Here is a 25786-nt window from a genome sequence, read left to right as displayed (position 1 = left end):
ATGTTTCGCGCGGAGGCGAAACATGGGGTGGTGGCTGATCAACGCGGACACGCTCGCGGGCGGGCGGTTCGTGGTCTCGGCCCTCGCGGAGACCACCGCCTGTATGAAGGTCCTGGACAGGGGCGATGCCGCGCATCCGGGAGAGCGGGCATGGCTCGACGCCCATCTGGACGCGTACCGGCGGATGCTCAGGCAGGAGCCGATCACCGCCGCGCTGCTGAAGGCGGCCCTCGGGGCCAAGACCAGGTGGATCGCCGACTTTCTCACCCCGCCCCACCCCGGCGTGGGCTCGCCGACATTCCATGGGGAACTCGCCACCGTTCGCCGGACCCCGCCTGAGCGGGCGCATGCCGACCTGGACGTCTCGCTGGGGCACCCCCTGCCCGCCGAGTTGCGCCGTCCTGACGTGCCCGAGCGGATCGCCGGGCTGCTGGAGTGGGTGTGGACGCACATCGTCGAGCGGGACTGGGAGCGCCGCCGCCGCGTCATCGAAGCCGACGCGGTCGCGCGCGCAGGGCAGCTGAGCCAGGGCGGGTGGGCCGCCGCGCTGGACGACATGCGTCCGGGGATGCGCTGGCTCGGCGACGGCCGCCTGCAGATCAACGTCCACGACTTTCCACCGCGCGACATCTCCGGCGCGCGGCTGCTCTTCGTCCCCGTCACGCCACGGGCGGGCTGGGTGGCGTGGGAGGAGCCGGACCCGAACCGGTACGTCATCGTCCATCCGTGTTCGGGCCCCTTGGCCGGCGCGGGCGGCGCCGAGGTCCCCGAGGCGCTCGAACGGCTCCTCGGTGCGGCGCGGGCGAGCGTTCTCGTCCTGCTCGCGACACCGCTGAGCACCACGCACCTGGTGGCACTGACCGGCCAGGGGCTCGGCTCGGTCGGCCGCCATCTCAGGGTGCTGCTCGACGCCCGCCTGATCGACCGGCGCCGCGCCGGACGCTCCGTCCTCTACTACCGCACGTCCGTCGGCGACGCCCTCGTGAAAGCGCAGGCCGGCGGTCCGGGGTGACGCCGGCACCGCCAGGCCGCGCCGGCGGCGGGCTCACCCGTTCCCCGGTGTCACCAGCCCGGACTCGTAGGCGAGGACAACGAGTTGCGCGCGGTCGCGGGCCCGGAGCTTGATCATGGCCCGGTTGATATGGGTCTTCGCGGTCACGGGGCTGATCACCATGCGGCCGGCGATCTGGTCGTTGGACAGGCCCCGCGCGGCCAGGGCGACGGCCTCGCGTTCGCGGTTGGTCAGTTCCCGCAGCCCCGGGCCGGGTCCCGTGGTGAGCGGCTCGGCGACGTACCGGCTGATCAGCATCCTGGTGATCGACGGTGCGAGCAGCGCGTCCCCGCGCGCGGCGACGCGCACGGAGTGCAGGAGGTCGTCCGGCTCGATGTCCTTGACCAGGAATCCGGCGGCCCCGGCGCGCAGCGCGTTGAAGACGTACTCGTCGAGGCCGTAGTTGGTCAGGATGACGACGTGCACACCCGCAAGGTCCGGGTCCGCGGCGATGCGCCGAGTCGTTTCTATGCCGTCCATGACCGGCATCTGGATGTCGACGAGCGCGATGTCGGGCGAGTGCTCCCTGATGAGCGCGAGGCCCTCGGCGCCGTCGGCGGCCTCGGCCACCACCTCGATGTCGTCCTCGGCGTCGAGCAGCGCCCGGAATCCCCTCCGGAGGAGCGGCTGGTCGTCGACCAGCAGGACACGGATCACGACGGCCGGCCGACGGGGAGCTCGGCCTGGACGCTGAAGCCGCCCTCGCCGCGCGGTTCCGCGCGCAGGCGGCCGCCGAGGGCGGTGACCCGCTCGCGCATTCCGAGCAGTCCGGCGCCGGGCACCGGGGCGGTGCCGGGTTCGGCCTTGCCGTCGTCGTCGACCCGGATCGCGAGGGTGCCGGGACGGTAGTCGATCCGGATCGACGCGGTGGCCGCGGCCGCGTGGCGGGCGGTGTTGGTGAGCGCCTCCTGGACGATCCGGTAGGCGGTCCGGTCCACGGCCGTCGGCACGTCGTGCCGCTGCCCTTCGATCGTCAGGGTCGTGTTCAGGCCGATCCCGCGAGCCCGTTCCACCAGGTCGGGGACGTGATCGAGGCCGTGTGAGGGGGTCCCGGCGTCGTCGCGGAGCGTCTCCAGGGTCGCGCGCAGCTCCCGGGTCGCCTCCCGGGCGGCCTCCCGGATCGCCAGCAGCGACTCGGGCACCTCCTCGCCGCGCTTGCGGGCCAGGTGGACGGCGACCCCGGACTGCACCTTGATGATCGAGATCTGGTGGGTGAGCGAGTCGTGCAGCTCCCGCGCGATGTGCAGCCGCTCCTCGGTCGCGCGCAGCCGGGCGGTCTCCTCGCGGGTGCGCTCGGCCTCGTCCGCGCGCCGCTCGGCCTGCCGCAGCGCCTCGCCCGCGGCACCGGCGGCGACCAGCCAGGCCAGCTCCAGGACGCCCCGGGCCTGCGCGATCGCATCGACCGCGGACCCGCCCGCCGGGGAGGCCATGACCGCGAACGGAAGAACGGCAAGCAGGGCCACGCTCAGCGCCAGCGTGACGACCCGATGCCCCGACCGCACGGCGGTGTACACCGCGAACAGGTACGCGACGGCGGGCACCTCGAAACCGAGCGCGCGATAGCCCACCGCGCACAGCCCGGTGACGACCAGGACGGGGACCGGCGCACGGCGTCCGGCGGCCAGCGCCAGGCCGCCCGTCACCACCAGCACGTAGCCGAGTACGTCGAGGTCCGTGGCGGAGTGATCGTCGGCCAGTGCCGTGACGAGCAGCACCGCCGCCACGCAGAAGGCGATCACCCATCCGCCGGTCCTGGCCCAGAGACGGGACGGTCCAGAGGTCATAAGCGCACCCTAGCCAGGTCTTTCCGCGTGCGACTCATGCCCGCGCACGAGTGCCCGGCTACCGCGCACGCAGTACTTCCGCGCCGCCTGCGGCTTCCGCGGTAACGGGATGCGCCATCGGCCGTACCGCGAATTGCCTGCGTCAGGGGGACGACCCGCATCGCCGCCGGCGGGCACGATCGGGCCACACTCCGGCCGCCGGACCAGCGGCTCGAAAGGGAAGAGGAAACCGAGCATGGAAACCGAGACTCCCCGGACGGATGGAGCTCTGGCGGGACTGGCCCGGTTCTGTTACCGGCGCCGGCGCCTGGTCCTCCTGGCCTGGATCGCCGGTGTGATCGCCGTGGCGTTCGCCGGCTTCGGCTACGGCGCCGCGTCCGACAACGAAGTCTCCGGTGGAGACACCGGGTCGGCCAAGGCACAGCGGCTCATCGAGGAGCACTTCCCCGAGCGGCAAGGGGACACGCTGACCCTCGCCATCAAGGCGGACGAGGGAATCGACGACCCCGCCGCCCGGCAGAAGATCGAGAAGGTCATCACCGCTCTGGACGTCTCGCCCATAACCGGACCGGTGAGGTCGCCGTATCAGGACAAGAACCTGGTGACGGAGGACCGCCGTATCGCCCGTATGACCATTCCGCTGACCGAAGAGAGGGCGGAGAAGCCCAAGGTCGAGCCCTTGGTGACCACGGTCAAGGACGCCTCCGGTGACGGCGTGACGATGGGGCTGGGCGGGGAAAGAGCGGAGAAGGCCGAGACGCCCCCGCAGGGTCCGGCCGAGATCGTGGGCCTGCTGACGGCAGCTGTGATCTTGTTCATCGCCTTCGGGTCGCTGGTGGCGATGGGCCTGCCGATCGTGACGGCCCTGCTGGCGCTCCTCGGCGGCGTCGCCCTGATGAAGCTGGTGGGCTACGTGGTCCCCGCGCCGGATTTCGCAGTGATCTTCGCCGCGATGATCGGGCTCGGTGTCGGCATCGACTACGCGCTTTTCATCGTGACCCGGTACAAGGACGCCCTGCAAGACGGCGACGAACCCGAGAGCGCCACGGTCAAGGCGCTCACCACCGCGGGTCGCGCGGTGCTGTTCGCCGGCACGACCGTCGTGATCGCGCTGCTGGGCCTGGTCGTCATGGGAGATCGGATGATGACCGGCCTGGCCGTCGCCACGTCGGTGGCCGTGCTGGTCACGGTGATCGCCGCGGTGACCCTTTTGCCCGCGTTCCTGGGCTTCACAGGCTACAAGATCAACTCGCTGCGCCTGCCCCGCCGCTCGTCCCGCCGCGCGTCCCATCGGGACGAGCCCGGCACGGCCCCGTCCCGGGAGCGCCGTACCCTCGCCGAGCGCTGGGCCTATGTGGTGCAGCGCAGGCCGCTGGCCGCCGCGATACTGGCCGGCGCGGTCATGCTGGCGCTGGCCGCACCCGCGCTGTCGATGCGGCTGAGCATGCCCGACGCCAGTGTCCAGCCCCACGACAGGAGCAGCTACTCCTCATACGAGATCATCTCTGAGGGCTTCGGGCCCGGTTACGGCGCGCCCCTGATCTTCGCCACCGAGGTCGACTCCAGGGACGCCGACCTGCGTCCCGTCGTCGAAGCGGTCAGGAGGACCGAGGGCATCGCCTACGCCACCCCGCCCCAGGTCAGCAGGGACGGGCGGGCCGCCACGTTCATGGCCTTCCCCACGACCGGATACCAGGACGAGGCGACCGCGGACCTGGTGCACCACCTCCGCACCGACGTGCTACCGGAGACAGCCGCCGGCCAAGGGGTCTTCGTCGGCGGCCCGAACGCCGCCACCATCGACTACGCCGACGGGGTCGGCTCCCGCCTGCTCCCGATGATCGCGATCGTCATCGTGATGTCCCTGGTGCTGCTGATCGCGCTGGTCCGGTCGGTCGTGATCGCTCTGCAGGCCGCCGTGATGAACCTGCTGTCGATCGGCGCCGCCTACGGCGTGATCGTCGCGGTCGTGCAGTGGGGATGGTTCGGCCCGGCCCTCGGATTCCCCACCGAGATGCCGGTCACGACCTTCATACCGATGACGATGTTCCCGCTCCTGTTCGGCCTGTCCATGGACTACGAGGTCTTCCTGATCTCGCGGGTCCGGGAGGAGTACGAGCGCACCGGGGACACCCGGACGGCCGTCACCCGCGGGCTGGCACGGACGGCCAAGGTCATCACGGCCGCGGCCGCCATCATGATCGCCATCTTCACGACCTCCCTGCTCGGCCCCGACGTCTCCCTCAAGCAGGGAGGTCTGGGCATGGCCGTCGCCGTGCTCATCGACGCCACCATCGTCCGGATGGTCCTCGTCCCCGCGGTGATGGAACTGTGCGGCAAGGCCAACTGGTGGATGCCCAGACGGACGCCGAAGGCGGCCTCTGTTCCAGACCCCGAGGTCGGAGAAGAGGCCCGGGTCTGAGCCGCCGGGTGCCGGTCGTCTCCGCCCTTTCGGCTGGAAAGTATGTCCCGATACGTCGAATCCGCTACTCTCAGAGACCGCTCGCTTCTCATCCGTCGCGTTGTGCACTAGAGTCCCGTTCTCAAGCGTGCTACGGACGGCCTGTCTCATAGTCCGCTCCTGGAACGGCTGCTCCCCCGGCCACCTCACGCGGAGGTCACATGCACGGCGACCTGGAAACCCTCTACGACGCCCACGCGCACCGCCTGTACGCGCACTGCTGGTCGCTGCTCGGCGACCAGGGCGCGGCGGACGCGCTCGGGGTCACGCTCGCCGAGGCGGTGCGCTACCCGGCGCGCGGCGAGACGGTGCTGTGGCTGCACCACCTGACCCGCACGGTCTGCTCCGAGCGGGGGGCGTTCAGCCGCCACGGCCGTCCCGTCTTCGCCCAGACGGACGCCGACCCGCTGCTGAAGGCGGTCGGCGAGCTGTCGGCCGGCCACCGCGAGGCGCTGCTGCTGTCCGCGGGCAAGTGGCTGGAGTTCCGCGACATCGCCAGCGTCCTGCGCGTCTCGCTGGGCACCGTGCGCGAACTGGTGCACGAGGCCCGTACCGCGCTTGAACGCCTCGTCCTGGACGCCCTCATCCGCGGCGTCGCCGACCCCGCCAAGCACATGGACGTCATCGCGGCGTTCGAAAAGGGACGGCTCCCGCACCTGCTGGCCCGCCGTGCCCCCACCTGGGCGCCCGCCCCGCTGCGCGACCATGTGCTGACCACCGCCGACCCCGAGCGCGATGAGATCGGCCGTGCGCCCGCCGCCGCGACCGGCCAGCTCGTGGTGATCGGCTCCGAAGCCGGGAAGGCCGAGCGGAGACGGGGAGGCGCCCACCGGCGCAAGCAGGCCCTCAAGGCCGTCGGCGGCGCCACCGGGGTGGCGGCCACGGTCGCGGCCGGCCTGCTGATGACGTGGCCGTCCGGAGGCGGCGGCGCGGCGAACGCCCTCGGACCGCACGAGGGCAACACCCGTCCGGGCCCCGTCCCGGCGGGCGGCGTCACCGACGAGCCGTCGAAGGCCCCGGGAGCCGGGAAGCAGGACCCCGCCCCCACCGCGACGCCGACGACCGCGAAGCGGGCCCCGGTCGCCGAGGAGCCCACGGGTCCGGACGGCGGATCGAACCGCCCGGCGAAGCCCTCGGAGCCCGAGCGCGACACCCCGTCCGCGCCGCCCGCCACCCCGCCGACCTCGCGGCAGCAGACACCCCCGCCGCCCCCGCAGAAGTCACCCGAGCAGCCGCCGGACGACGGATCAGGCTCGGACAACCCGCTCAAGCCCATCACCGACATCGTCGGAGGCGTCACCTCCCCGATCGTCGGAGGCCTGACCGGCCGCTGACCCGACCGCCCCTGCCGGATGCCACCCGGCCGCCACTCCCGACAGTATTGGTTGAGGCCCTGCGAGGGGACAGGACCTGTCTCGCACAGTGCGGGACTCAACCGAAACAGGGAGCAGAAGATGATGAGGGACGGGGACTACCTGTCGGAATATCCCGCGGTGCGGGCCGCCCTCCGGGAGGCCCGGGCCACCCGTCGCACTGTGACGGTGGGTATCACGATCGACTATGTCGTGACCGCGGTCGTCGATGTGACGTCCAACCGCACCGAACACGACATCGACTGCGAGATCGGCATGAAGATCACGCGTGCCGACGACCGCCGTTGATGAGACCGAGCTGATCTGAGCCTGCCGAGATCGGCGGGCTCACCAGCGACGACAGCGACTGGACACCCCCAGCGCTTCACCTGGGCCCGGCCCCCCGAGGGGTCGGGCCCATGCTGGTGTAAGCCCGTCGCGCTGGGGAGCCCCGCCTCAAAGTGCACTCCGCCGCCCTGGACGCCCCAGGGCGGCTTTCGCAGTAGGTCGCCCATTCGTTGATAGTGATGATTTCTCCCTATTTGGGAGTGGGTGCCCGTGGCGGCGCGAGCCGTGGGGATGAACGTGCCTTTGGGTAATACGGTGTAGACCTTTAGTTGAAATGTTGATTTAAAGGATGATCTTCAGGGTCTTGCCTTGGCGTTATTTGGATCGGTTTCACCGCATGCGAGGATCGGCTTTGGCGGAATGGAGAAATGTCGGCTGAGTAATTGATCGGCGGGGGGCCGGATGTACGAGACCGAGCGGCGCGAGCGCACTGTGGGCGGGGCTCCTCCGGCGGGCGGGTACGAGCGCTACGTCGGCGGCAGTCCCGAGGTCGAGCGGGTGCACTTCGAGAAGCTCGCCCGCGACATCATGCGCGTCCAGTCGAAGATCAAGAAGCGTGGCCGCGCGGCGGAGATCGAGCGCGCCTTCCACGCGAAGGCGATCCTCGGCGTCGAGAACGCAAGACTGACCTTCCGTCCGGATCTTCCCGACGACCTCCGCGCCGGCTTCGCCCAGCCCGGTGCCGCCTATCCGGTCACCGTCCGGCTGTCCAACGCGAGCGGCACGCGGCAAGCGGACTTCGCGCCCGACCTGCGCGGTGCGGCGCTGCGGATACAGGTGGGCCCCGACGAGGCCCATGACCTCCTCATGACGAACTTTCCCGTCTCCCACGCGCGTAACGCGCGCGAGTTCGTCGCGTTCGCACAGGCGATGGCGGGTGCGGACACGAACCTGCGCAAGGGGGTGGCGCTGTTCCTGAAGCTGCCCGTGGCGGTGGGCTGGTCCACCGCCACGCGTATGCGGCGAAACGTGTCCGCGGGCGTCCGGCACAAGGTGCGGAGCCTCGCCCTGGAGACGTACTGGAGCCGTGGTGCGATCCTGTGGGGCGACGGCGGCCCAGTGCGTTTCCGGCTCCGGCCCTCCGCGGCGGCAACGCCGGCACCTCCACCGTCGCAGACCGATCCCGACTACCTGACACGTGAGATCTCCGCACGGCTGGCCGGCGCGGACATCAGCTTCGAACTGGCCGTCCAGCGCTATGTGGACCCCCGGCGGACGCCCATCGAGGACGGCGCCGCCGACTGGGCGGACGAAGACGCACCGGTCGTCCCGGTGGCGACGCTGACGATCCCGAGGCAGAACGTCGACACCGCGGACGCGCGCGCCACCGCCGCCCGGGTCGACGAAATGTCGTTCGACCCCTGGAACACCACGGAGGAGTTCCGGCCGCTCGGCAACATGAACCGCGCCCGCAAGGCCGCGTACGAGGCGTCCAGCGCCCATCGCCGGGGACTCCGGTTCAGCACGTCGCCCCCGAAGCGCAACGTCGTCGCCGGACGGCTCCTGCGGACCGGCTTCCGCGCGCTCAACAAACGCGTTCCCTGGCACAGGCTGCCGACCCCGGCCGGTCTCCTCAACATCGAGGTCGTCCGGCAGGAGCTGCGCCGCCGCAACCTCATCGACACCGAGGTCCGCGAGGCCCCTCCGGGTGCTCGTCCCGTGCCCCCGCCCATCGATGAGCAACTGCGGGTCAGGCGCAGCTACGACGGCACGTACAACGATCTGTCCGCGCCGTCGATGGGCTCCATCGGCTCACCGTTCGGCCGCAATCTCACCCCCGTCTATCAGCCCCATCTCTTCAACGAGCCCAACCCGGTGACCGTCAGCAGGGAATTGCTCCACCGCAGGGAGTTCATCCCGGCACGGTCGCTGAACGTCATCGCCGCCGCGTGGATCCAGTTCCAGGTGCACGACTGGGTCGCGCACAAGCGGTACCCGACCGGGACGCAGAATGTCGAGGTGCCTTTGCCGCCCGGCATGACATGGCACAACACCCCGGGCGGAGAGGCCGAGCGCGTGATGCGCTTCGCCGACAACGAGGGCGTCCACCCCGGAGACGCGGCGGCCGGGCCGCCGATCCTGTTCTCCAACATCGCCTCCCACTGGTGGGACGGCTCAGAGGTCTACGGCGGCGACGAGACCATGGCCCGCTCCCTGCGGGAGCCGGACGGGGGCGCCGCCCTGCGCCTGGAGGACGGCCATCTGCCGGGTGGCGCGGACGGCATCCCGCTCACCGGCTTCAGGGAGAACTGGTGGCTCGGCCTCAGCGCCATGCACACCCTTTTCGCCCGTGAGCACAACACCGTGTGCGAGGCCTTGCGGAGCGAGTATCCCCGCATGGACGAGGACAGCGTCTACCACACCGCGAGGCTCATCGTCTCCGCCCTCATCGCCAAGATCCACACCATCGAGTGGACGCCGGCCATCCTCGCCACCGATCTGATCGAGATCGGCCTGAACGCCAACTGGTCGGGCCCGCCGCAGAACTGGCTGAGCCGGCTGGGGCTGTGGCTGGTCGACACGCACGCGCGCACCGGCATCCCCGAGACGCTGCCGGACCACCACACCGCGCCGTACTCGCTCACCGAGGACTTCGTCACCGTCTACCGGATGCATCCGCTGATCCCGGACGACTACGAGATGGCCGATCACGGGTCCGGCCGGACGCTCCGCACCCTGGGCTTCACCGACCTGCAGGGCGGCGCCACCGAAGGGGTCATGCGCGACGTCGGGCTGACGAACACGCTCTTCTCGCTCGGCATCGCCAACCCCGGTGCGATCACCCTGTACAACTACCCGCGCGCACTCCAGGCGTTCGAACGGGACGGAGAGGTGATCGACCTGTCCGTCGTCGACCTGGTGCGCACCCGCCGGCGCGGCGTCCCGCGCTACAACGACTTCCGCGCCGGCCTGCACAAGCCCCGCATCCGGCGCTTCGAGGATCTGAGCACCGATCCGGAGACGGTGGCGCGGCTCAAGGATCTCTACCGGAGCGTCGACGAGATCGACACCATGGTCGGTCTCTTCGCGGAGAACCCGCCCGAGGGCTTCGGGTTCAGCGACACGGCCTTCCGCATCTTCATCCTCATGGCCAGCCGCCGGCTGCAGAGCGACCGCTTCCTCACCGTCGACTTCCGGCCCGAGATCTACACGCCGCTCGGCATGGACTGGATCGAACGCAACGGCATGACGAGCGTCATCTTGCGCCACTGCCCCGAACTGGCCGCCGTCCTGCCGAGGGACACCAGCGCGTTCGCGCCGTGGCGGCGGGCCGCCGCGGACGGGCACGCACCCGGTGTCCGGCACGGCTGAGAGGAGGACGACATGTCCGTGGATCACCTGACCGGTCACCGGGGCCTGGAGGCCCTCCGCTCCCAGCCGGTGCTGGAGACCATCTGGAGGCGGCGGACCCACCGGGTCAGCCGGGGCGCGTCCGTCCCCGCCGGTTCGATGAGCTACCGCTCCCCGCACCGGCCGATGCCGCTGGAGGACCTGGAGGAGGCGGTGCTCATCGCGCTCACCGGCTGCTCCGGCCTGACCATGCCGGACCGCCTGTTCGAGGACCCGCGGGACGGGACGTCGATCATGGCCAAGCCGAACCTCACCATGGAGGGGCGGACGGCGGGCAGCCCCGACAACGCGCAGGGCACCCACTTCTTCATGATCAACGACACCGGGACCTACTTCCTGCGGAAGCTGCCGCCGTCGCCGGACCTGCCGTTCGACGCCGCCACGCTCGTCGACCGGGCACGCCAGGCCAAGGTGAAGGTCCTGGACCACCGGCTCGACGTCGCGGAGGGCAAGCGCGACTTCCCGGCCTACCTCGACTCCAACCGCTTCCTGTCCAACATTCCGGGAACCACGGTCTTCCTGCCGGTCGTCGACCTCTCCCACCAGTACATCAACGCGCTGATGTACCTGCTCACCCAGCCGGAAGGGGCCCGGCCCGTCATTCTCGACGACCGCAACTTCTACCGCCCGGCGGGCGTACGGAAATGGGTGCAGAACGGTTTCCTGAACGCCGACATCAAACTGCCGCTCGGCGCTCTGGGACCGATGCGCACCCAGATCGAGGCCGACCTTCTCCTGCAGAACATGATGCTGGTCTCGGATGCGATGGGCCTGGGCGCCTGGATCCACGCCTCGATCCACCCGCTCATCGCGCTGGGCGATCCGAAGTTCTCCCGCACCTACGGCCGGATGCTGGGATTCGACTTCGTGACGCCGCGCTTCCGTCCCGCCGACATCCTCCGCTGGCACATACCTCTGCCGAAGTACGCCTCGGCGCGTTCCCATCCGATCGGGCTGCGGGCCGACGGGGAGCACCTCATCAAAGCCGCCTGCCCGCCCAACTATCCGTCCATGGAGAAGGCGGTCGACGCCGTCGTCGCGGCGAAGTTCGGGCCTAACGGCGTCTACGCCGACAAGGACCTCTTCGCCCGCATCTACAAGGGCGACTACGGTCAGCGGTACCTGGCCGAGGCGAGCGCGTACGACCAGCGGGTGATCGACTGCGCACGCGACATCTGCACGTACATCCACGACACGCACGGGCGGTTCCCCGCACATGCCGACGCCATTCATGTGCCCGGCATATGGCTGCAGACGCACCATATCGAGTCGGAGTACTACGAGCGCTTCTTCGTGAACGGAACGACCGACGCGCACGCCCGGCATTCGGAGCGGTGGCACGGCACGCCGGACGGCGGGCCACCGCCGTGAATCCACGCGGGCGGCGGACCGCGGCCGCCGCCTGACCGAAGGGGGGACGATGCAGGTCTACGAAGCACTCGTCAAAGGACTGGAAAGCGCCGGCGTCGACACCGCGTTCGGCGGCAACGGGGAGAACGTCGCCTCCCTCATGCTGGCACTCCGGCACTCGCGGCGGATCAGGCCGATCATGACCCGCCACGAGCAGGCGGCGTCGTTCATGGCCTGCGGGTACGCGATGTACACCGACAGGCTGGGCGTCTGCTTCGCGACGGTCGGTCCGGGCGCGTTCAACCTGTTCTCCGGTCTAGCGGTCGCGCTGTCGGACTCCTACCCGGTACTGGCGATCACCGGTTACGTCGATCTCGCCTGGCGCGGGCGCGGCGCGGTGAACGACACCTCCGGGCTGAACGGCACGCCCGACTCGCAGGCGATGTTCAGCGCGACGACCAAGAAGTCCTTTCTGCTCACCCACGCCGGCGACACGAGCGACGTCCTCGAAGAGGCCGTGAACATCGCGTTCGAAGGACGTCCCGGGCCGGTGCACATTCATGTGCCGCAGAATCTCACCCGTGAAAAGGTGACCACCGGTGATTATCACGACGTCGCCGTCAATGTGGCACCGGTGCTGCCCGATTCGGAAGAGGTCGAGGCGATCGCGGACGTCCTGGCCGGCGCGCTGCGCGACGGCCGCAAGATCGTCGTCCTCGCGGGCTTCGGCGCGATCCGCAGCCATGCGGAGAAGGCGGTGCTCGGCCTCGCCGAACGGTTCCAGATCCCCGTGATGACGACGCTGGACGGAAAGGGGATCATCGCCGAAACCCATCCGCTGGCGGTCGGGGTGTTCTCCGAGAGCGGCCACGCGAGCGCGTGGAAGGCGTTCCGCGAGGCCGACGTGGTGCTGGCCGTCGGCAACTCCTTCAGCCAGCATTCGACCTTCGGGCTGCGGCCGGACCTGTTCGACGGCAAGAAGCTCATCCAGGTCAACATCGCGGCGAGTGAGATCGGCAAGTTCTACGTTCCCGCCCACCGGCTCGTCTCCGACGCGCGCCCGGCGGTCGAGGCGATCGGCGACGCGCTGGCGGAGCGGGCCGGTCCGGCCGAGCCGGCGCGGGTCGAGGGCCAGGACTACGAGGCACGGCGCATCGTGAAGCTTCCCGGCGAGATCCATCCGGGCCGGCTGGCGCAGCAGATCGGCCGGATGCTGCCCGAGCGCGCGATCCTGCTCGCCGACGCCGGCGCGCACCTGGCCTGGCTCGGCTACTACGTGGACCTGGAGAAGGGCCAGAACTTCCGCAAGATCGGCGCGTTCGGGCCGATGGCCGGGAACGTCAACGGCGCCATCGGGGTGAAGCTGGCGCAGCCCGACCGGACGGTCGTCGTCGGCTGCGGCGACGGCTGCTACGCGCTGGCCGGGTTCGAGCTGCTGACCGCCGTCCAGTACGACGTGCCGGTGATCTGGGTGATCTTCAACGACGACGAGTACAAGCTCGTGAAGCTCTACCAGCTCGCGACCTACGGGGAGTCCGCCCTGGTGGAGTACCAGAACCCGGACTTCGCCGCGTACGCGCGCCTGTGCGGTGCGGACGGCCATCGCGTGACGACGATCGACGAGTTCGAGGACGCGTTCCGGACGGCCCTCGGATCGGGCCGGCCGACCGTGATCGACGCCAAGATCACCCGATGGGCCCTTCCGCACTACAGCACCTCGCCGAAGGGCGTGCTCCACGGCGCCTGGGAGACGCTCGAAAAGCGGCTGCGCCATGAATGACGGTCCAGAAAGGCAGGGAACGATGAGGGTTTACGAGGCCATCGTCCAGGGACTGGAGGACATCGGCGTCGAGGCCGCTTTCGGCGGTGCCGGGGAGAACGCCGCCGGGCTCATGCTGGCGCTGAAGCACTCCCGGCGGATCAGGCCGATCATCGCCCGGCACGAGCAGGCGGCGTCGTTCATGGCGTGCGGGTACGCGATGTACACCGGCAGGCTGGGCTTCTGCTTCGCCACCGCCGGGCCCGGGGCCTTCAATCTGTTCTCCGGTCTGGCCGTGGCGATGTCCGACTCCTACCCCGTCCTCGCCGTCTCGGGATACGCCTCCCGGAAATGGCAGGGATGGGGGTCGCTCAACGAGACCTCCGGCCTGAACAGAACGCCCGACTCGCAGGCCATGTTCGCGGCCACGACCAAGAAGTCGTTCCTGCTCACCGACGCCGCCGACACCTGCGACGTGGTCGAGGAAGCGGTCAACATCGCGTTCGCCGGGCGGCCGGGCCCGGTGCACATCCACGTGCCCGAGGATCTGACCGAACGGGGGGTGGAGGTCGGGAACGTCCGGCCGGTCCGGCTCGATGTCGCGCCGGTCCTGCCCGATCCGGCCCGCGTGGAGGAGATCGCATCCGTTCTGGCGGACGCGATCGCGAACCGCAGGCGCGTCGTGGCACTCGTGGGGTTCGGCGCCGTCCTGAGCGGGGCGGGAACGGAGATCAGGCGGCTCATCGAGCGGTTCCAGATCCCGCTGCTGACCACGCTCGACGGCAAGGGCATCGTGTCGGAGGGGCATCCACTCTCGGTGGGCGTCTTCGCCGACAGCGGCCACGCGAGCGCCTGGAAGGCCTTCCGGGAAGCCGATGTCGTCCTGTGCATCGGGAACGCCCTCAACCAGCACGCCACGTTCAACTACCGCCCGGACCTGTTCGACGGCAAGACGCTCATCCACGTGAACATCAGCGACACCGAGTTCCGCAAGGCGTTCAAGCCCGACCACGAGCTCCTGTCCGACGCCCGGCCCGCCGTGGCGGCGTTGCACGATGCCCTGGAGAAGAAGGTGGGCGAGGTCTCCGACGCCGAGGTCGACGGCCGGGACTGGGAGGCCCGGCACATCGTCCACCTGACCGGGAAGATCCACCCCGGGGAGCTGGCGCAGGCGATCGGCCGGATGCTGCCGGAGCGCGCGATCCTGCTCGCCGACGCCGGCGCGCACCTGGCCTGGCTCGGCTACTACGTGGAGCTCCAGGAGGGCCAGAACTTCCGCAAGGCCGGTTCGTTCGGGCCGATGGCCGGGCACGTGAACGGCGCCATCGGGCTGAAGGTCGCCCACCCGGACCGGACGGTCGTCGTCGGCTGCGGCGACGGCTGCTACTCGCTGTCCGGTTTCGAGCTGATGACCGCGGTCGAAAATGACATCCCCGTCATCTGGGTCATCTTCGACGACCGGGAATTCAAGCTGATCAAGATCTTCCAGATCGCCACCTACGGCGAGTCCGCGCTCGTCGAATTCGAGAACCCGGACTTCGCCGCGTACGCCCGGGCATGCGGCGCCGACGGCCACCGTGTGGAGACGCTGGAGGAGTTCGAGGACGCGTTCCGCACGGCGCTGGCCTCGGGCCGTCCAACGGTCATCGACGCCGTCATCACCCGGTGGGCCATCCCGCACTACAGCCCTTCGCCCGAGGGCGTGATCGCCGGCCTGGTCGAGACCTTCGAGAAACGCTTCCGCGACCGATGACGTCATTCACGGAGGAAGGCATGCGTCATCTCATCATGTGCTGTGACGGCACATGGAACACGCCGGAAATGGAGTCCGTCACCAACGTGCGCCGGCTGTACAACGCCCTCGACCACACGGACGAGGACGGTCACCGGCAGTTGTCCTGCTACCAGCCGGGTGTGGGCACCTTGCGGAACAGGCTGCTCGGAGGCGCGTTCGGGCTCGGGCTGTCGGACAACGTGATGGACGCCTACCGCTGGCTCGTCGGCGAATACCGCCCGGGCGACCGCATCTGGCTGTTCGGCTTCAGCCGCGGCGCGTACACGGCGCGCAGCCTCGCCGGCATGATCTCGTCCTGCGGGCTGATCGACACCACCGGGACGGGCGAGGCGACGGTCCGCGAGAAGATCCGGCACGTCTACGATCACGGCTACCGCGAGCGCGGTACCGGCCGGCGATGGCGGCGCGGCCTGGCCTTCCGGTACGACCCGGACGACCGGGAACGGATTCCGGTGCACTTCGTCGGAGTGTGGGACACCGTCGGCTCGCTCGGCATCCCCGACTACCTGGGCTGGCTCAATCTGCTCGACCCGTCCCGCGGCCATGACTTCCACGACCTGAGACTCAACCCGTACATCAAGCACGCGCGGCACGCGGTGGCCATGGACGAACGCCGCGCCCCCTACGTCCCGGCACTGTGGGCCGAGCCGTTCACCCCCGGGCAGGACGTCAAGCAGGTGTGGTTCCCCGGCAGCCACAAGGACGTGGGCGGCGGCCACCTGCGCACAGGCCTGAGCAATGGTGCGCTCCAGTGGATGATCGACGAGGTGCGCGGCGGCGAACTCCCGCTCGGCTTCCGCAAGACGATGGTGGACCAGATCCGGCCCGATCCCCTCGACGTCCTGCACGATGACGACCGCGGCATGATCGGAGTGGTCGAGCCTCTGGCCGACCTCAAGCTCCGGCCACTGCTCGAAGTCGCCCTACAGCCGCGGCCGCGCGCGGTGCCCAAGATCGACCCGAGCGAGCGCGACCCGGCCGTCCATCAGTCGGTGTACGACCGGCAGCGGCGGTCGCCCATCACCACCGGACCGTATCGTCCTACCAAGGTCCTTTCGCAGGGGCGGCCGGAGACCGTCGAGGTCTTCGCAGGGGAGCCGTGGAACGAGACAGGGCTCTACCTGGAGGCCGGTGAGTACCTTTTCACCGCCGAGGGCGAGTGGCTGGACGGCGGCGTCGTGTCCGGCCCCGCCGGCACCGGCGGTCTGCGCCGCTTCAACCCGCTGACCGAGCGGCTCCGGCTCGTGCGAACCCTGCTCGGCGGGGTGGAGCGGCTCTTCGGCGCGGCGACCGGGAACCGGGCGGCCCACTCGATGGGGGCACGCCGGGACGTGCGCCTGCCCTGGATGTCGCTCGTGGGCGTCGTCGCCAACGACGCGATGACCGTCCAGGGCGAGATCACCGCCCATGAACGCATCGCGATCGGTGCGGGAGCACGCCGGCGGGTGCGCAAGAGCGGCTACCTGTACGCGTTCGCCAACGACGCCTGGGGTTCCAGCGGCAACAACCGGGGCAGTGTCCGCCTCACCGTGACCATGCTCTCCGCGGGCCGTGGCGTGCCGGAGGAGGGCGGGGAGAGGCGACGGCCTCTCCCCGCGAGTGGATGACGGTCGGATTGCGGTACGCGGGACGCGTACCGCAGCCCGATGTTCCGCCCCGGCCGGCGTGACCGCCGGCAGGACCTGTGCTACGGCCCTCCCTTGACGGGAAGGCCGTCGTGTGGCGGCTCCTGGTTCGGGAACGGAAGGCGCTTGGCGGCGTACGCGGCGCCCACCACGATCACCATCCCGATCCAGCCCCAGACATCGGGTGCCTGCTCTCGCAGAGGACCGAAAGAGGCGCCCAGAAGGCCGACGAGATTTCCGATCGGGCTGTCGAGCAGGTAGAGCATGCCCGACACCGACTCCTTGACCTTGCCTCCCGTCCAGGCGGCCATGATCGTCGGAATCATGAAGGCCACGATGCCGGCGATGGCGCCGAAGAGAAGCACCTTCGGCGACAGCGCGGCGTATCCGCCTCCGATGGCAAGGCTCGCCACCCACACCGCGACGGCGATGACGGGGAGCGAGACCAAATCGGCCACCGCTACGAATGCCAGCCTTTCCTCGTCCGAGAAAACATTGCCGTAGACGCAGCGGAGGTAGTTCCAGTAGCTCCAGGCGCTCAGGAGACCGCAGACGAGACCGAGCAACATGTCCATGTGGAAGTCCCCGAACGCTTCCCACGGTTTGTTGACGACGATCACGCCCACGATCATGACACCGCGAAGCGCGATTTGCAGTTTCGCAATGCGAGACCGCCTGTTCTCCCACAGTTGGCGGCCCTTGACGCACAGGGGGCCGAGGGCCGTCATCGTCGCGATGGTCCCGATGCCCACGGAATGGACACCGTAGACGAACGGGACGTTCACGATCACGTTCCCCCACATGAGGCGGCGGACGATCACGCGCTGGTAGTCGGTCAAGGCCCGGAAAGGGAGGGCCTTCCGGGTTTTGATCCTCGCGAAGAGCGAGACCCCCAGAGCGCCGACCGTGGCCATGACCAGCCCGCCCGCGAGCGGATCGATCACGGCGGTGAAGAGGAAACCGATCGTTTGGATGATCAGTTCCAACACAACAACCAATGACATGGTTGCTCCTTTGGACACCCCCCCGCCCCGAGGACGGAGGGTGGTTGTGATCCCGTGGATCACGGCGTGCCCTGGCCGATCGCGCCAGGACACGCCGGGATTCCGTGGAATCCGGACATGTCCCGGCGCTCGGGCCAGAACAGTCAGGACCGTGTCGAGGCGCGCGCCACGCGCCGTACGACCGGTGAAGAAAAGACGAAGGTCACATTCGGGGCGGAGCCGTTACCTTCGGTGCGCCGAGTGGACAATGGAATGAGACGTCAATGCCAATGGAGGCAGGCGTGTGAGAACTGTGACGGGCGGGGGTGCGAAGCGCCCCCGCCCGTCGACGATCTGCGGCCGCGCCGCCACAGATCCGCCTGTCACCTGGAGCCGCCGGTTCAGAGGCGGCGGGACTCCAGGACGCGGCTGAGGAACTCGCGGGTGCGCGGCTCGGTGGGCTCCTCGAAGATCTGCTCCGCCGGGCCGTGTTCCAGGAGGACGCCGTCGTGGAGGAAACAGACGGTGTCGGCGATGTCGCGGGCGAACCCCATTTCGTGGGTCGCCAGGATCATCGTCATGCCGGACTCCTTGAGCTCCCGGATGATGCCCATGACCTCGGTGACCAGTTCGGGGTCGAGCGCGGAGGTCACCTCGTCCAGCAGGAGCAGGCTCGGCCGGGTGGCCATGGCCCGGATGATCGCGACACGCTGCTGCTGGCCGCCTGACAGCCGGTCGGGGTACTCGCCCGCCTTGTCGGCCAGGCCGAACCGTTTCAGCAGCTCGTGCGCCTGTTCGGCGGCCTCCGCCTGCGGCCGCTTGTGCACCCGGAGCGGGGCGAGGGTGATGTTGTCCAGTACCGACATGTGCGGAAACAGGTTGTAGGACTGGAACACCATCCCGATCCGTTTGCGGACCTGGTCGGGGTCGGCGCCGGGGTCGGTGATGTCGTCGTCCTCCAGGAAGATCGCGCCGTCGTCGACGGTCTCCAGGACGTTCACGCAGCGCAGCAGTGTCGACTTGCCCGATCCGGAGGCGCCGATGAGGCAGACGACCTCGTGCGGTGCGACGTCCAGGTCGACGCCGCGCAGCACCGGGTGGGCGTGGTAGGTCTTCCACACGCCCTCGATGCGCAGCAGAGGTTCGCTCATCGGCCGCCTCCAGGGGCGCGGCGGCGTTCGGCGCGCGCCGCGAGATGGTCGGTGAACCGGGCCATCGGCACCGTCAGCGCGACGAACAGCACCGCCGTGGCCAGGTAGGGGGTGTAGTTGAAGGTGTCGGCCGAGTGGATCTGCGCCTGCCGCAGCGCCTCCAGCGGGCCGAGCACCGCGACCAGCGCCGTGTCCTTCTGCAGCGAGGCGAAGTCGTTGAGCAGCGGCGGGACGACCCGGCGCACGGCCTGCGGCAGTACCACGTACCGCAGACTCTGGGCCTGGCTGAGCCCCAGCGAGCGGGCCGCGGCGCGCTGGCTGGGGTGGATGGAGTCGATGCCCGCCCGGAACACCTCCGCGACATACGCTCCGTAGGAGAGGACGAGGGCGAACCCGCCCAGCACCGCCGGGCTTTCGGGGACGCCCTGCAACCGCAGCGCCGGGAGCCCGAACCCGACCAGGTACACCAGCAGGATCGTCGGTATGCCACGGAACACGTCGGTGTAGGCGACGGCGAGCGCCCGCAGCGGGAACAGCAGCGGGGTCCTCAGTCCCCGCGCGAGCGCGACCAGCAGCCCCAGCACCAGGATCACCACTTCGGCGATCAGGAAGATCCGCACGTTCAACCAGAAGCCGCGCAGCACGTCGGGGAACGACCCGGTGAGCTCGCCCCAGTTGAAGAACGTCTCGTGCACACGCGGCCAGCCCGGCGACCCCACCACGACGACGAGCACGATCACGGCGCACAGCACCGTCGACGCGGCGGCCACCGATCCGGACCGGACGTCGGCGCGCCGCCGCCGGCGCTCCCGTTCGAGCTGCCGCTCGCTCTTGACCCAGGCGGTCTTCCCGCCCGCAGGCGCGGTCACTTCAGGACGGGCGCGCCGGCCGACGAGGTCAGCCATTGCTGCTGGATCTTCGCCAGCTCACCGGACGACTTCAGCTGCCCGATCGCCTGGTTCAGGCACCCGGCGAGCCCGCTGCCCCGCTCCATCAGCAACCCGAAATGCTCGGCCGTGCCGCCCTGGGACTGCGGCAGCTGACCGACGATCTTCGAGCCGTCGATCTGCGCGGCGGTGACATAGAAGGCGGTCGGCAGGTCCACCACCAGCACGTCCACCTGCTTGTTCTTCAGCGCGTTCACCGCGTCGATCTGCGTGTTGAAGATCTTCGGCTCGTCCGCGGGCTTGATCTGGTTCTTCACCGCCTGCAGCGCCGTCGTCCCGACCTGCACCGCGATACGCGCCTTGCTCAACTCCGCGACGGTCGCCGCGTTCTCGTACTTGCCGCCCTTGAGCGTCACAACGCCCTGCTGCACGTCGTAGTAGCCGTCGCTGAACGCCACCGCCTTCTCACGCGCGGGGGTGACCGAGATCTGGTTGATGTCGAAGTCGAAGGTCTTCGGCCCCGGCGCGTACGACGACTCGAACGACTGGGTCTTCCACACCACCTGGTCCTTGCCGAATCCAAGCCGGCCGGCGACCGCGTAGGCGACGGCGCCCTCGAAACCCTGCCCGTTTGACGGATCGTCGTTCTTGAACCACGGCTCGAACGCGGGCTTGTCGGTCGCGACCGTGAGCTTGCCGGCCGACTTCAACGGCAGCTTGTCCTTGGCGCAGGAGGCGGGACTCTTGCTCGCCGAGGCGTTGGACTCCTCATCCTGCGGAGCGCAGGACGAGACGGCGAGGGCGAGTGCGGCGACACCGGCAAGCGTTGCCACGAAGGGACGGCGAATCACAGGAGATGCCTCCAGCAGTGAGGGGTTACGGGTCATGACTGCGGGACTGCGCGCAGGGTGAGGCTCCGCGCTCCGGCCAGGCCGAGGACGTCGGCGGCCCGTCCCTGATTGACGCCCAGGCCGAGCCAGCCGGACGAGTCGATCCACAGCAGGGGCTCCCCCACGGCGACGCTGCCGAAGGTGAGCTGGAACGGGACGCGGACCGTGCGGGACGCCCCGTCTGCACCGTTCCATTCCACATCGAGCGGAGTGCCCGGCTCCAGTGCGCCGAACGCCGCCGCCAGGTCGCCTCGCTCGGCGCCCAGCACCTGACTACCGAACCGGTCGGTGTACAGCACCGGAACGGTCAACTCGTCATCCTCCGCCACCGCGGCCGGGACGTTCAGCGGCAGCGGGTCGACGGCCGCACCGAGGTCCGCCACGTCCACGCCGGCCGCGACGTGCGCGGCGGCGGGGGAGAAGACATCACGTCCGTGGAAGGACGTCGAGACCCCCGGCAGCCGGTAGGCGGGATTCTCCAGCGCATGTGCGCCGACGATCCCACCCAGCATCTCCGCCGCCGGCACCAGGAGCCCGTTGTCCGGCCCGACCAGCACGTCACCGCGCCCGGTCGCGATCGCCACCGGCCGGCGCGAGGTCCCCACCCCCGGATCCACGATCCCGACGTGCACCCCCACCGGCAGATACGGCAGCGCCTGCCGCAGCAGCATCGCCCCTTCACGCACGTCGAACGGGGTGATCTCGTCGCTGAGCACCAGCACGTTCGCGCTCGGCGCGATCGTGTAGACCACCCCCGCGCAGATCGCCGTATAGGCCGCGCCGAAGTCGGTCGCCAGGCTGACGAACGGGCGACTTTCAGACATGGGCGACCTCGGCGGGAAACGACGGGGATGCGGAGAGTGAAGCTGAATCCTACCAAAACGATAGAGTAGCCAGCCCCCACCCAGGCGGCCCCGCCGCCCTCCCAGCAGTCCAGCACGCTCTCCGTGGGCAGACGCGGAGAGCGCAACTTCGTCATGAGCCCGGGCCGGAACTCAACGCAGGACTGGAAGCGCATTCGTGCCGGACGACGCCGTGCTGGAACTGCTGGGCTCGTTCGAGGGGCCCGGCGGCCCGCCGCTGCTGCAGGCCGCGCAAGCGCTCGCCGACGTTCCGGTCGAGGTGCTCCGGGGGTTCGGCCAGGCCGTGGTGGAGTTGCGCCGCGGTGACCTGAAGCGGATCACCGCCGAGAAGGACGACTCGGACGCGGCGGCCGGTGCCGCGCGCAACGACCTGCACAGCGCGGTGCTGGCGGTCAGGGGGCTGGAGATCGGCAGCGCGACCTCCATGGTGGGGGCGCTGAACCTGGAGGGGCTGGAGATGACGCCCGCCGGGATCGAGCGCGGCGAGCTTGTCGGCACGGTCCCGCTGGCCCCGCTGGAGCAGACCGCGGTGACGCGGAAGGAGTGGTCGGTCCAGAAGAAGGAGTTCACCTCGATCGTCACCGACTCGCTGGAAACGCTGAGCGAGACGGGGGTGACCGACAACACCGAGCTTTCCCAGTCGACGAACTCCCAGCAGGAGCACTCGAACCAGTTCAACATCACCGGCACCGTCTCCGGTGGGATCCCGGTGATCTCCGGGTCGGTGACGTCGTCCTTCACCGGGCAGGGCAAGGAGTCGCAGTCGGCGACCGAGAGCCGCAAGCACGCGACCGGCCTGACGCAGAAGGCGTCCTCCCGCGCCAAGCAGGAGCACAAGGTCACCATCGCGACGACCACGGTCACCGGGACGTCGCAGAGCACCACGCGGACGCTGCGCAATCCGAACGACACCGACCCGATCCGCGTCGACTACTACAGCATGATGCGCAAATGGCGGGTGCGGCTGTACCGGTACGGGCTGCGCTCGACCTACGACATCGTCCTGCCCGAGCCCGCCGCGTCGATCCGGCGGTCCTACGCCGAGCTCGCCGCGCTGAAGGCCCGGCTGGGTCCGTTCGTGTTCAACCTCCCCCACAGCGACATCACGGCCGACATCCGCAAGGACGATCCCAAGCCGCCGGTGACCGACCCGCCCACCCCGGATCAGCCGCACCACCTGGTGCTGGCCGATCGGTTCCACGCACCGGCGCCGCCCCCGCCGCCCGCGGCGAAGAAGATCCTCACGCTGTCCGTGGAGGGGCTGGACCTGGGGGTGGGCCGCCACGGCGGCAGGTCACGGCGAACGTGCCGCCGAACTACCAGATCGCGTCGGTGGTGCTGAACGCCAGCATGGAGCACGCCGAGCATGACGGAAGGTTCACCGTCATCGGCTCCGACCTCAGCTTCGAGCCGTGGGGCCACCACAAGGACTACGTCGACGAGGCCCTCGTCGCCCACGACGGCACGACCCCCTTCCTCCTGGGCGCCACCGACGCGCAGCCCATCCGGTTGCTGTTCGAGGACGTCAACTCGGCCACGATCACGTTCACCGTCAACTGCGTCCCCACCAAGGAGTCCATGGAGCGCGCTCGGACGTGTGGAACGGCTTCTACAACGCGGCGCAGGCGCAGTACTTCGCCGAGCAGCAGGAGATCGCGGGCAGGATCGCGGCGTTGGAGGAGCGGCTGACGAACGTCGACACCCTCACGCTGCGGCGCGAGGAGAACGACGAGGTGATGAAGGGGGTGCTGCGGTATCTGCTCGGCAATCGCTTCCCCACGATGCCGGGCGACGTCCTCAAAGCGTTCACGGATGCCAAGGTGGACGTCGAGCATGGCACGGGCTTCGACACGGGCGTCATCAAGCCGGACTCTTCCGAGTGGACCCTGGTGCGGCAGTACGAGGAGATCGTCCGGTTCGTCAACCAGGCGATCGAGTGGGAGAACGTCGTGACGTTCCTCTACTCCTACTTCTGGGACGTGCCGGCCAGCTGGGACTTCATCAGGCAGATCGAGCACCCGGACGCCACGCGCCAGGCGTTCCTGCGCGCGGGCAGCGCCAGGGTCGTGCTCACCGTCCGGCGGGGCTGGGAGACGCGGTGGGCGAACTTCGTCGACCGCGGCCTGCTCGACGACCCGACCGCGCCGGACCCCACGTCGCCGTACTGGACCATCGCCCAGGAGATCGCAGCCTACGACGACCGCAACTACCCCGGTATCCCGCCCGCCAACCCCGGCAAGACGGCGGCACGGCTGGAGGACGCGGTGTTCACGACCTCCCCCGTCAGTGTCGGCCCGAGCACGGGCCCGGTCTCGATTCAGGTGGCCAACAGCGCGGGCTTCCTGGTCGGGGCGCAGGTGGTGATCGACTCCGTCCGGGGGCTGGACCACAGCCAGGAGGCTCAGACGATCGTCGACATCCCGGATGCGACCCACATCAAGGTGGGCCGGCTCCGCAAGGCGCACACGGGCACGGCGGCGTCCCCGTTCCCGGTCACCCAGCCGGGGGAAAAGGGTGAGCTGATCGCCGAATGGAGCGAGTACACGCCGACGTCCGGCATCGACATCACCGTCGCCAGCAACCCGGCGCAGGACGGCTGACGTGCCGCCGAAGTCGTACGGACCACCGAAACCGTTCACCACCTGCCAGGAGGACGCGGACGAAGTCGCCAAGCTCCCGCACCGACCGGCCCTGGACGCGTCGGATCCGGCGTCCGCCGGAAAACACGAGCTGGTGAAGGAGCAGATGCTCCGCTGGTACGGCCGGCCGGGGCCGCTGCCGACGATGGGCAACGCCGTCGTCCCGTATGTCTACGGCAGGTGCGCTTTCGTCGACATGGGCACCGCGATCGCCACCGCCACGTCCCTCGACCACCGGGTCTACATCCTCGGCTGGAGCGTCGACCCGGCGGTGGTCATGCTGGAGAAGACGGGCAGCGCCTCGGCGGTCACACTGGGCGATCTGCTGCGGAGGGCTAAGGCCCAGGTCCGGGGCATGTTCTGGGACAACCCTGGTGTCGAGACAGAGCCGGACATGTCGCCTTCCACTGGCAACAACGTTCCCATCACGCGATTTCTCGACGGCCTCCCCAATGGTGCGGCGATCCTGGACCGGAAGCTGCCGTTCCTGCGGTACGGCGGCGCTCCCGCCGGGCGGCTGGGCGGCGGCGCTCATCACCAGAAACTGCTCGTCGTGTACGGCGCGCTCGATACGGGTTCGCGCCGTCGGGGGAGCGGACCGCCTGGGAGCTGATCAAGAAGGCGGTGAGTCAGGCGCGCCACTACATCTACATCGAGGACCAGTACCTGGTGAGCCGGAGGCTCAAGGCGCTGCTGGTGGACCGCCTCCGCGATCCCCAGTTCAAGTTCCTTCTCATCCTCATGGAGAACTCGCGGTCCTTCGAGCACGACAAGGAGCTCATCACCCCGGCCGGCAAGTTCCCGAACGAGTTTCCCTATCTCATCGGCGCGCGCAACGAGATGCGGGCCGACTTCGCCAAGGCCGATCCCGGGGGGCGGAAGTGGCGGATGTTCTCGCTGACCAGGAGCCCGGACGATGAGCGCCGGAAGTGGTGCGGCCCCTACGTCCACGCCAAGACGTGCCTCATCGACGACGAGTTCGCCGTCATCGGCACCGTCAACGTCGACGACCGCGGCTACACCTTCGACAGCGAGATCGTCGCGGGCATCACCGACGACATGATCGGGAGGATGAGCGGCCGGCGGTTCGCCCGGGACCTGCGAGTGAACCTGTGGCACAAGCACCTGGCCGTCCCGCACACTCGGCTCGCCACCTGGGAGTCCGGCCTGAAGATCTGGCAGAAGCCGCCTCCCGAGGCGATGGTCGTCGACAACACCGCGCTGGAGTACAGCCCGCTCCTCGGAGCGAAGGGGCTGGTGCGGGACGACCCCGTCGCGGACGGGATGTGGGGGGAGTCCATCGACCCGGATGCCGACCGGCTGCCGTGACCTCGCGGCCGGCCACGCCGATGCCGAAGCCATCATCTGCTCTCTTTCAAGCACGGGTCGCGACCCACCGAGGTCCGGTCATGACGAAGGCGTGCCCGCTTGATGGGATGCCACGCATTCTTGTAATGATTTGATTTGATTACTGCGATGAGAGTGGCAATGCGTGGC

General features: G+C 69.4%; 21 protein-coding genes. 14 read left to right on the top strand and 7 right to left on the bottom strand.

The window, feature by feature from the left end; all coding sequences use genetic code 11:
* Nucleotides 1-22 precede the first annotated feature (22 nt).
* Entirely contained in the window at nt 23-1012 is a 990-nt protein-coding gene (locus tag ACQPXG_RS35045) for an ArsR/SmtB family transcription factor (protein WP_433463428.1), read from the top strand.
* A gap of 33 nt (nt 1013-1045) precedes the next feature.
* Here the strand turns inward: ACQPXG_RS35045 and ACQPXG_RS35040 are convergent, their stop codons facing one another.
* Both ACQPXG_RS35040 and ACQPXG_RS35035 read right to left on the bottom strand, forming a co-directional pair.
* Nucleotides 1046-1708 (bottom strand): response regulator, encoded by a 663-nt coding sequence (locus ACQPXG_RS35040; RefSeq protein WP_433463427.1) that lies wholly within the window; start codon nt 1706-1708, stop codon nt 1046-1048.
* The gene (locus tag ACQPXG_RS35035) at nt 1705-2835 is read right to left on the bottom strand and encodes a sensor histidine kinase (RefSeq protein ID WP_433463426.1); all 1131 of its coding nucleotides are present in this window, start codon (nt 2833-2835) and stop codon (nt 1705-1707) included. Before ACQPXG_RS35035 ends, ACQPXG_RS35040 begins: the two co-directional genes overlap by 4 nt.
* Before the next feature lie 235 nt (nt 2836-3070).
* Here ACQPXG_RS35035 and ACQPXG_RS35030 point away from each other — a divergent pair, with 235 nt between their 5' ends.
* The 8 genes from ACQPXG_RS35030 (at nt 3071) to ACQPXG_RS34995 (ending at nt 16858) form a co-directional block, all read left to right on the top strand.
* Entirely contained in the window at nt 3071-5257 is a 2187-nt protein-coding gene (locus tag ACQPXG_RS35030) for an MMPL family transporter (RefSeq protein WP_433463425.1), read from the top strand.
* Nucleotides 5258-5457: 200 nt separating this feature from the next.
* Nucleotides 5458-6630, top strand: a complete 1173-nt coding sequence (locus tag ACQPXG_RS35025; RefSeq protein ID WP_433463424.1) for an RNA polymerase sigma factor — start codon at nt 5458-5460, stop codon at nt 6628-6630.
* A 120-nt stretch (nt 6631-6750) separates the two neighbouring features.
* On the top strand, nt 6751-6957 hold the full coding sequence (locus tag ACQPXG_RS35020; protein ID WP_433463423.1) for a hypothetical protein: 207 nt from the start codon (nt 6751-6753) through the stop codon (nt 6955-6957).
* A gap of 441 nt (nt 6958-7398) precedes the next feature.
* Nucleotides 7399-10308, top strand: a complete 2910-nt coding sequence (locus tag ACQPXG_RS35015) for a peroxidase family protein (RefSeq protein WP_433463422.1) — start codon at nt 7399-7401, stop codon at nt 10306-10308.
* A 12-nt stretch (nt 10309-10320) separates the two neighbouring features.
* Nucleotides 10321-11718: a hypothetical protein gene (locus ACQPXG_RS35010; protein ID WP_433463421.1), complete on the top strand. Its 1398-nt coding sequence runs from the start codon at nt 10321-10323 to the stop codon at nt 11716-11718.
* A gap of 49 nt (nt 11719-11767) precedes the next feature.
* Nucleotides 11768-13477, top strand: a complete 1710-nt coding sequence (locus ACQPXG_RS35005; protein ID WP_433463420.1) for a thiamine pyrophosphate-binding protein — start codon at nt 11768-11770, stop codon at nt 13475-13477.
* Between the two features lie 22 nt (nt 13478-13499).
* A complete protein-coding gene (locus ACQPXG_RS35000) occupies nt 13500-15209 on the top strand; it encodes a thiamine pyrophosphate-binding protein (RefSeq protein WP_433463419.1) in 1710 nt (569 codons plus the stop codon).
* A gap of 20 nt (nt 15210-15229) precedes the next feature.
* Nucleotides 15230-16858, top strand: coding sequence for a DUF2235 domain-containing protein (locus ACQPXG_RS34995; RefSeq protein WP_433463418.1), 1629 nt, complete (start codon nt 15230-15232; stop codon nt 16856-16858).
* Between the two features lie 80 nt (nt 16859-16938).
* Here the strand turns inward: ACQPXG_RS34995 and ACQPXG_RS34990 are convergent, their stop codons facing one another.
* The 5 genes from ACQPXG_RS34990 to ACQPXG_RS34970 all read right to left on the bottom strand — a co-directional run bounded on the left by ACQPXG_RS34990 (nt 16939) and on the right by ACQPXG_RS34970 (nt 21611).
* Nucleotides 16939-17880: a hypothetical protein gene (locus ACQPXG_RS34990; protein ID WP_433463417.1), complete on the bottom strand. Its 942-nt coding sequence runs from the start codon at nt 17878-17880 to the stop codon at nt 16939-16941.
* A gap of 380 nt (nt 17881-18260) precedes the next feature.
* Nucleotides 18261-19010, bottom strand: a complete 750-nt coding sequence (locus tag ACQPXG_RS34985) for an amino acid ABC transporter ATP-binding protein (RefSeq protein ID WP_433463416.1) — start codon at nt 19008-19010, stop codon at nt 18261-18263.
* A complete protein-coding gene (locus ACQPXG_RS34980) occupies nt 19007-19915 on the bottom strand; it encodes an amino acid ABC transporter permease (RefSeq protein WP_433463415.1) in 909 nt (302 codons plus the stop codon). Before ACQPXG_RS34980 ends, ACQPXG_RS34985 begins: the two co-directional genes overlap by 4 nt.
* Entirely contained in the window at nt 19876-20730 is an 855-nt protein-coding gene (locus tag ACQPXG_RS34975; RefSeq protein ID WP_433463414.1) for an ABC transporter substrate-binding protein, read from the bottom strand. The genes ACQPXG_RS34980 and ACQPXG_RS34975 overlap by 40 nt, the downstream gene beginning before the upstream one ends.
* A gap of 50 nt (nt 20731-20780) precedes the next feature.
* Nucleotides 20781-21611: an SAM hydrolase/SAM-dependent halogenase family protein gene (locus tag ACQPXG_RS34970; RefSeq protein ID WP_433463413.1), complete on the bottom strand. Its 831-nt coding sequence runs from the start codon at nt 21609-21611 to the stop codon at nt 20781-20783.
* A 196-nt stretch (nt 21612-21807) separates the two neighbouring features.
* Here ACQPXG_RS34970 and ACQPXG_RS34965 point away from each other — a divergent pair, with 196 nt between their 5' ends.
* The 5 genes from ACQPXG_RS34965 to ACQPXG_RS34945 are packed head-to-tail and all read left to right on the top strand — an operon-like array spanning nt 21808 to nt 25618.
* Nucleotides 21808-22992 (top strand): hypothetical protein, encoded by a 1185-nt coding sequence (locus ACQPXG_RS34965; protein ID WP_433463412.1) that lies wholly within the window; start codon nt 21808-21810, stop codon nt 22990-22992.
* A complete protein-coding gene (locus ACQPXG_RS34960) occupies nt 22956-23339 on the top strand; it encodes a hypothetical protein (RefSeq protein WP_433463411.1) in 384 nt (127 codons plus the stop codon). Before ACQPXG_RS34965 ends, ACQPXG_RS34960 begins: the two co-directional genes overlap by 37 nt.
* A complete protein-coding gene (locus tag ACQPXG_RS34955; RefSeq protein WP_433463410.1) occupies nt 23246-24250 on the top strand; it encodes a hypothetical protein in 1005 nt (334 codons plus the stop codon). Before ACQPXG_RS34960 ends, ACQPXG_RS34955 begins: the two co-directional genes overlap by 94 nt.
* Nucleotide 24251: 1 nt before the next feature.
* Nucleotides 24252-24902: a hypothetical protein gene (locus ACQPXG_RS34950; RefSeq protein WP_433463409.1), complete on the top strand. Its 651-nt coding sequence runs from the start codon at nt 24252-24254 to the stop codon at nt 24900-24902.
* Nucleotides 24903-24913: 11 nt separating this feature from the next.
* Entirely contained in the window at nt 24914-25618 is a 705-nt protein-coding gene (locus ACQPXG_RS34945; protein WP_433463408.1) for a phospholipase D-like domain-containing protein, read from the top strand.
* Nucleotides 25619-25786: the final 168 nt, after the last annotated feature.

This window comes from Spirillospora sp. CA-128828 (genome assembly GCF_050945415.1).
Lineage (GTDB): Bacteria > Actinomycetota > Actinomycetes > Streptosporangiales > Streptosporangiaceae > Spirillospora.
Note: the sequence above shows the minus strand (reverse complement) of the source record. Positions and strands in the feature narration are given on the sequence as shown.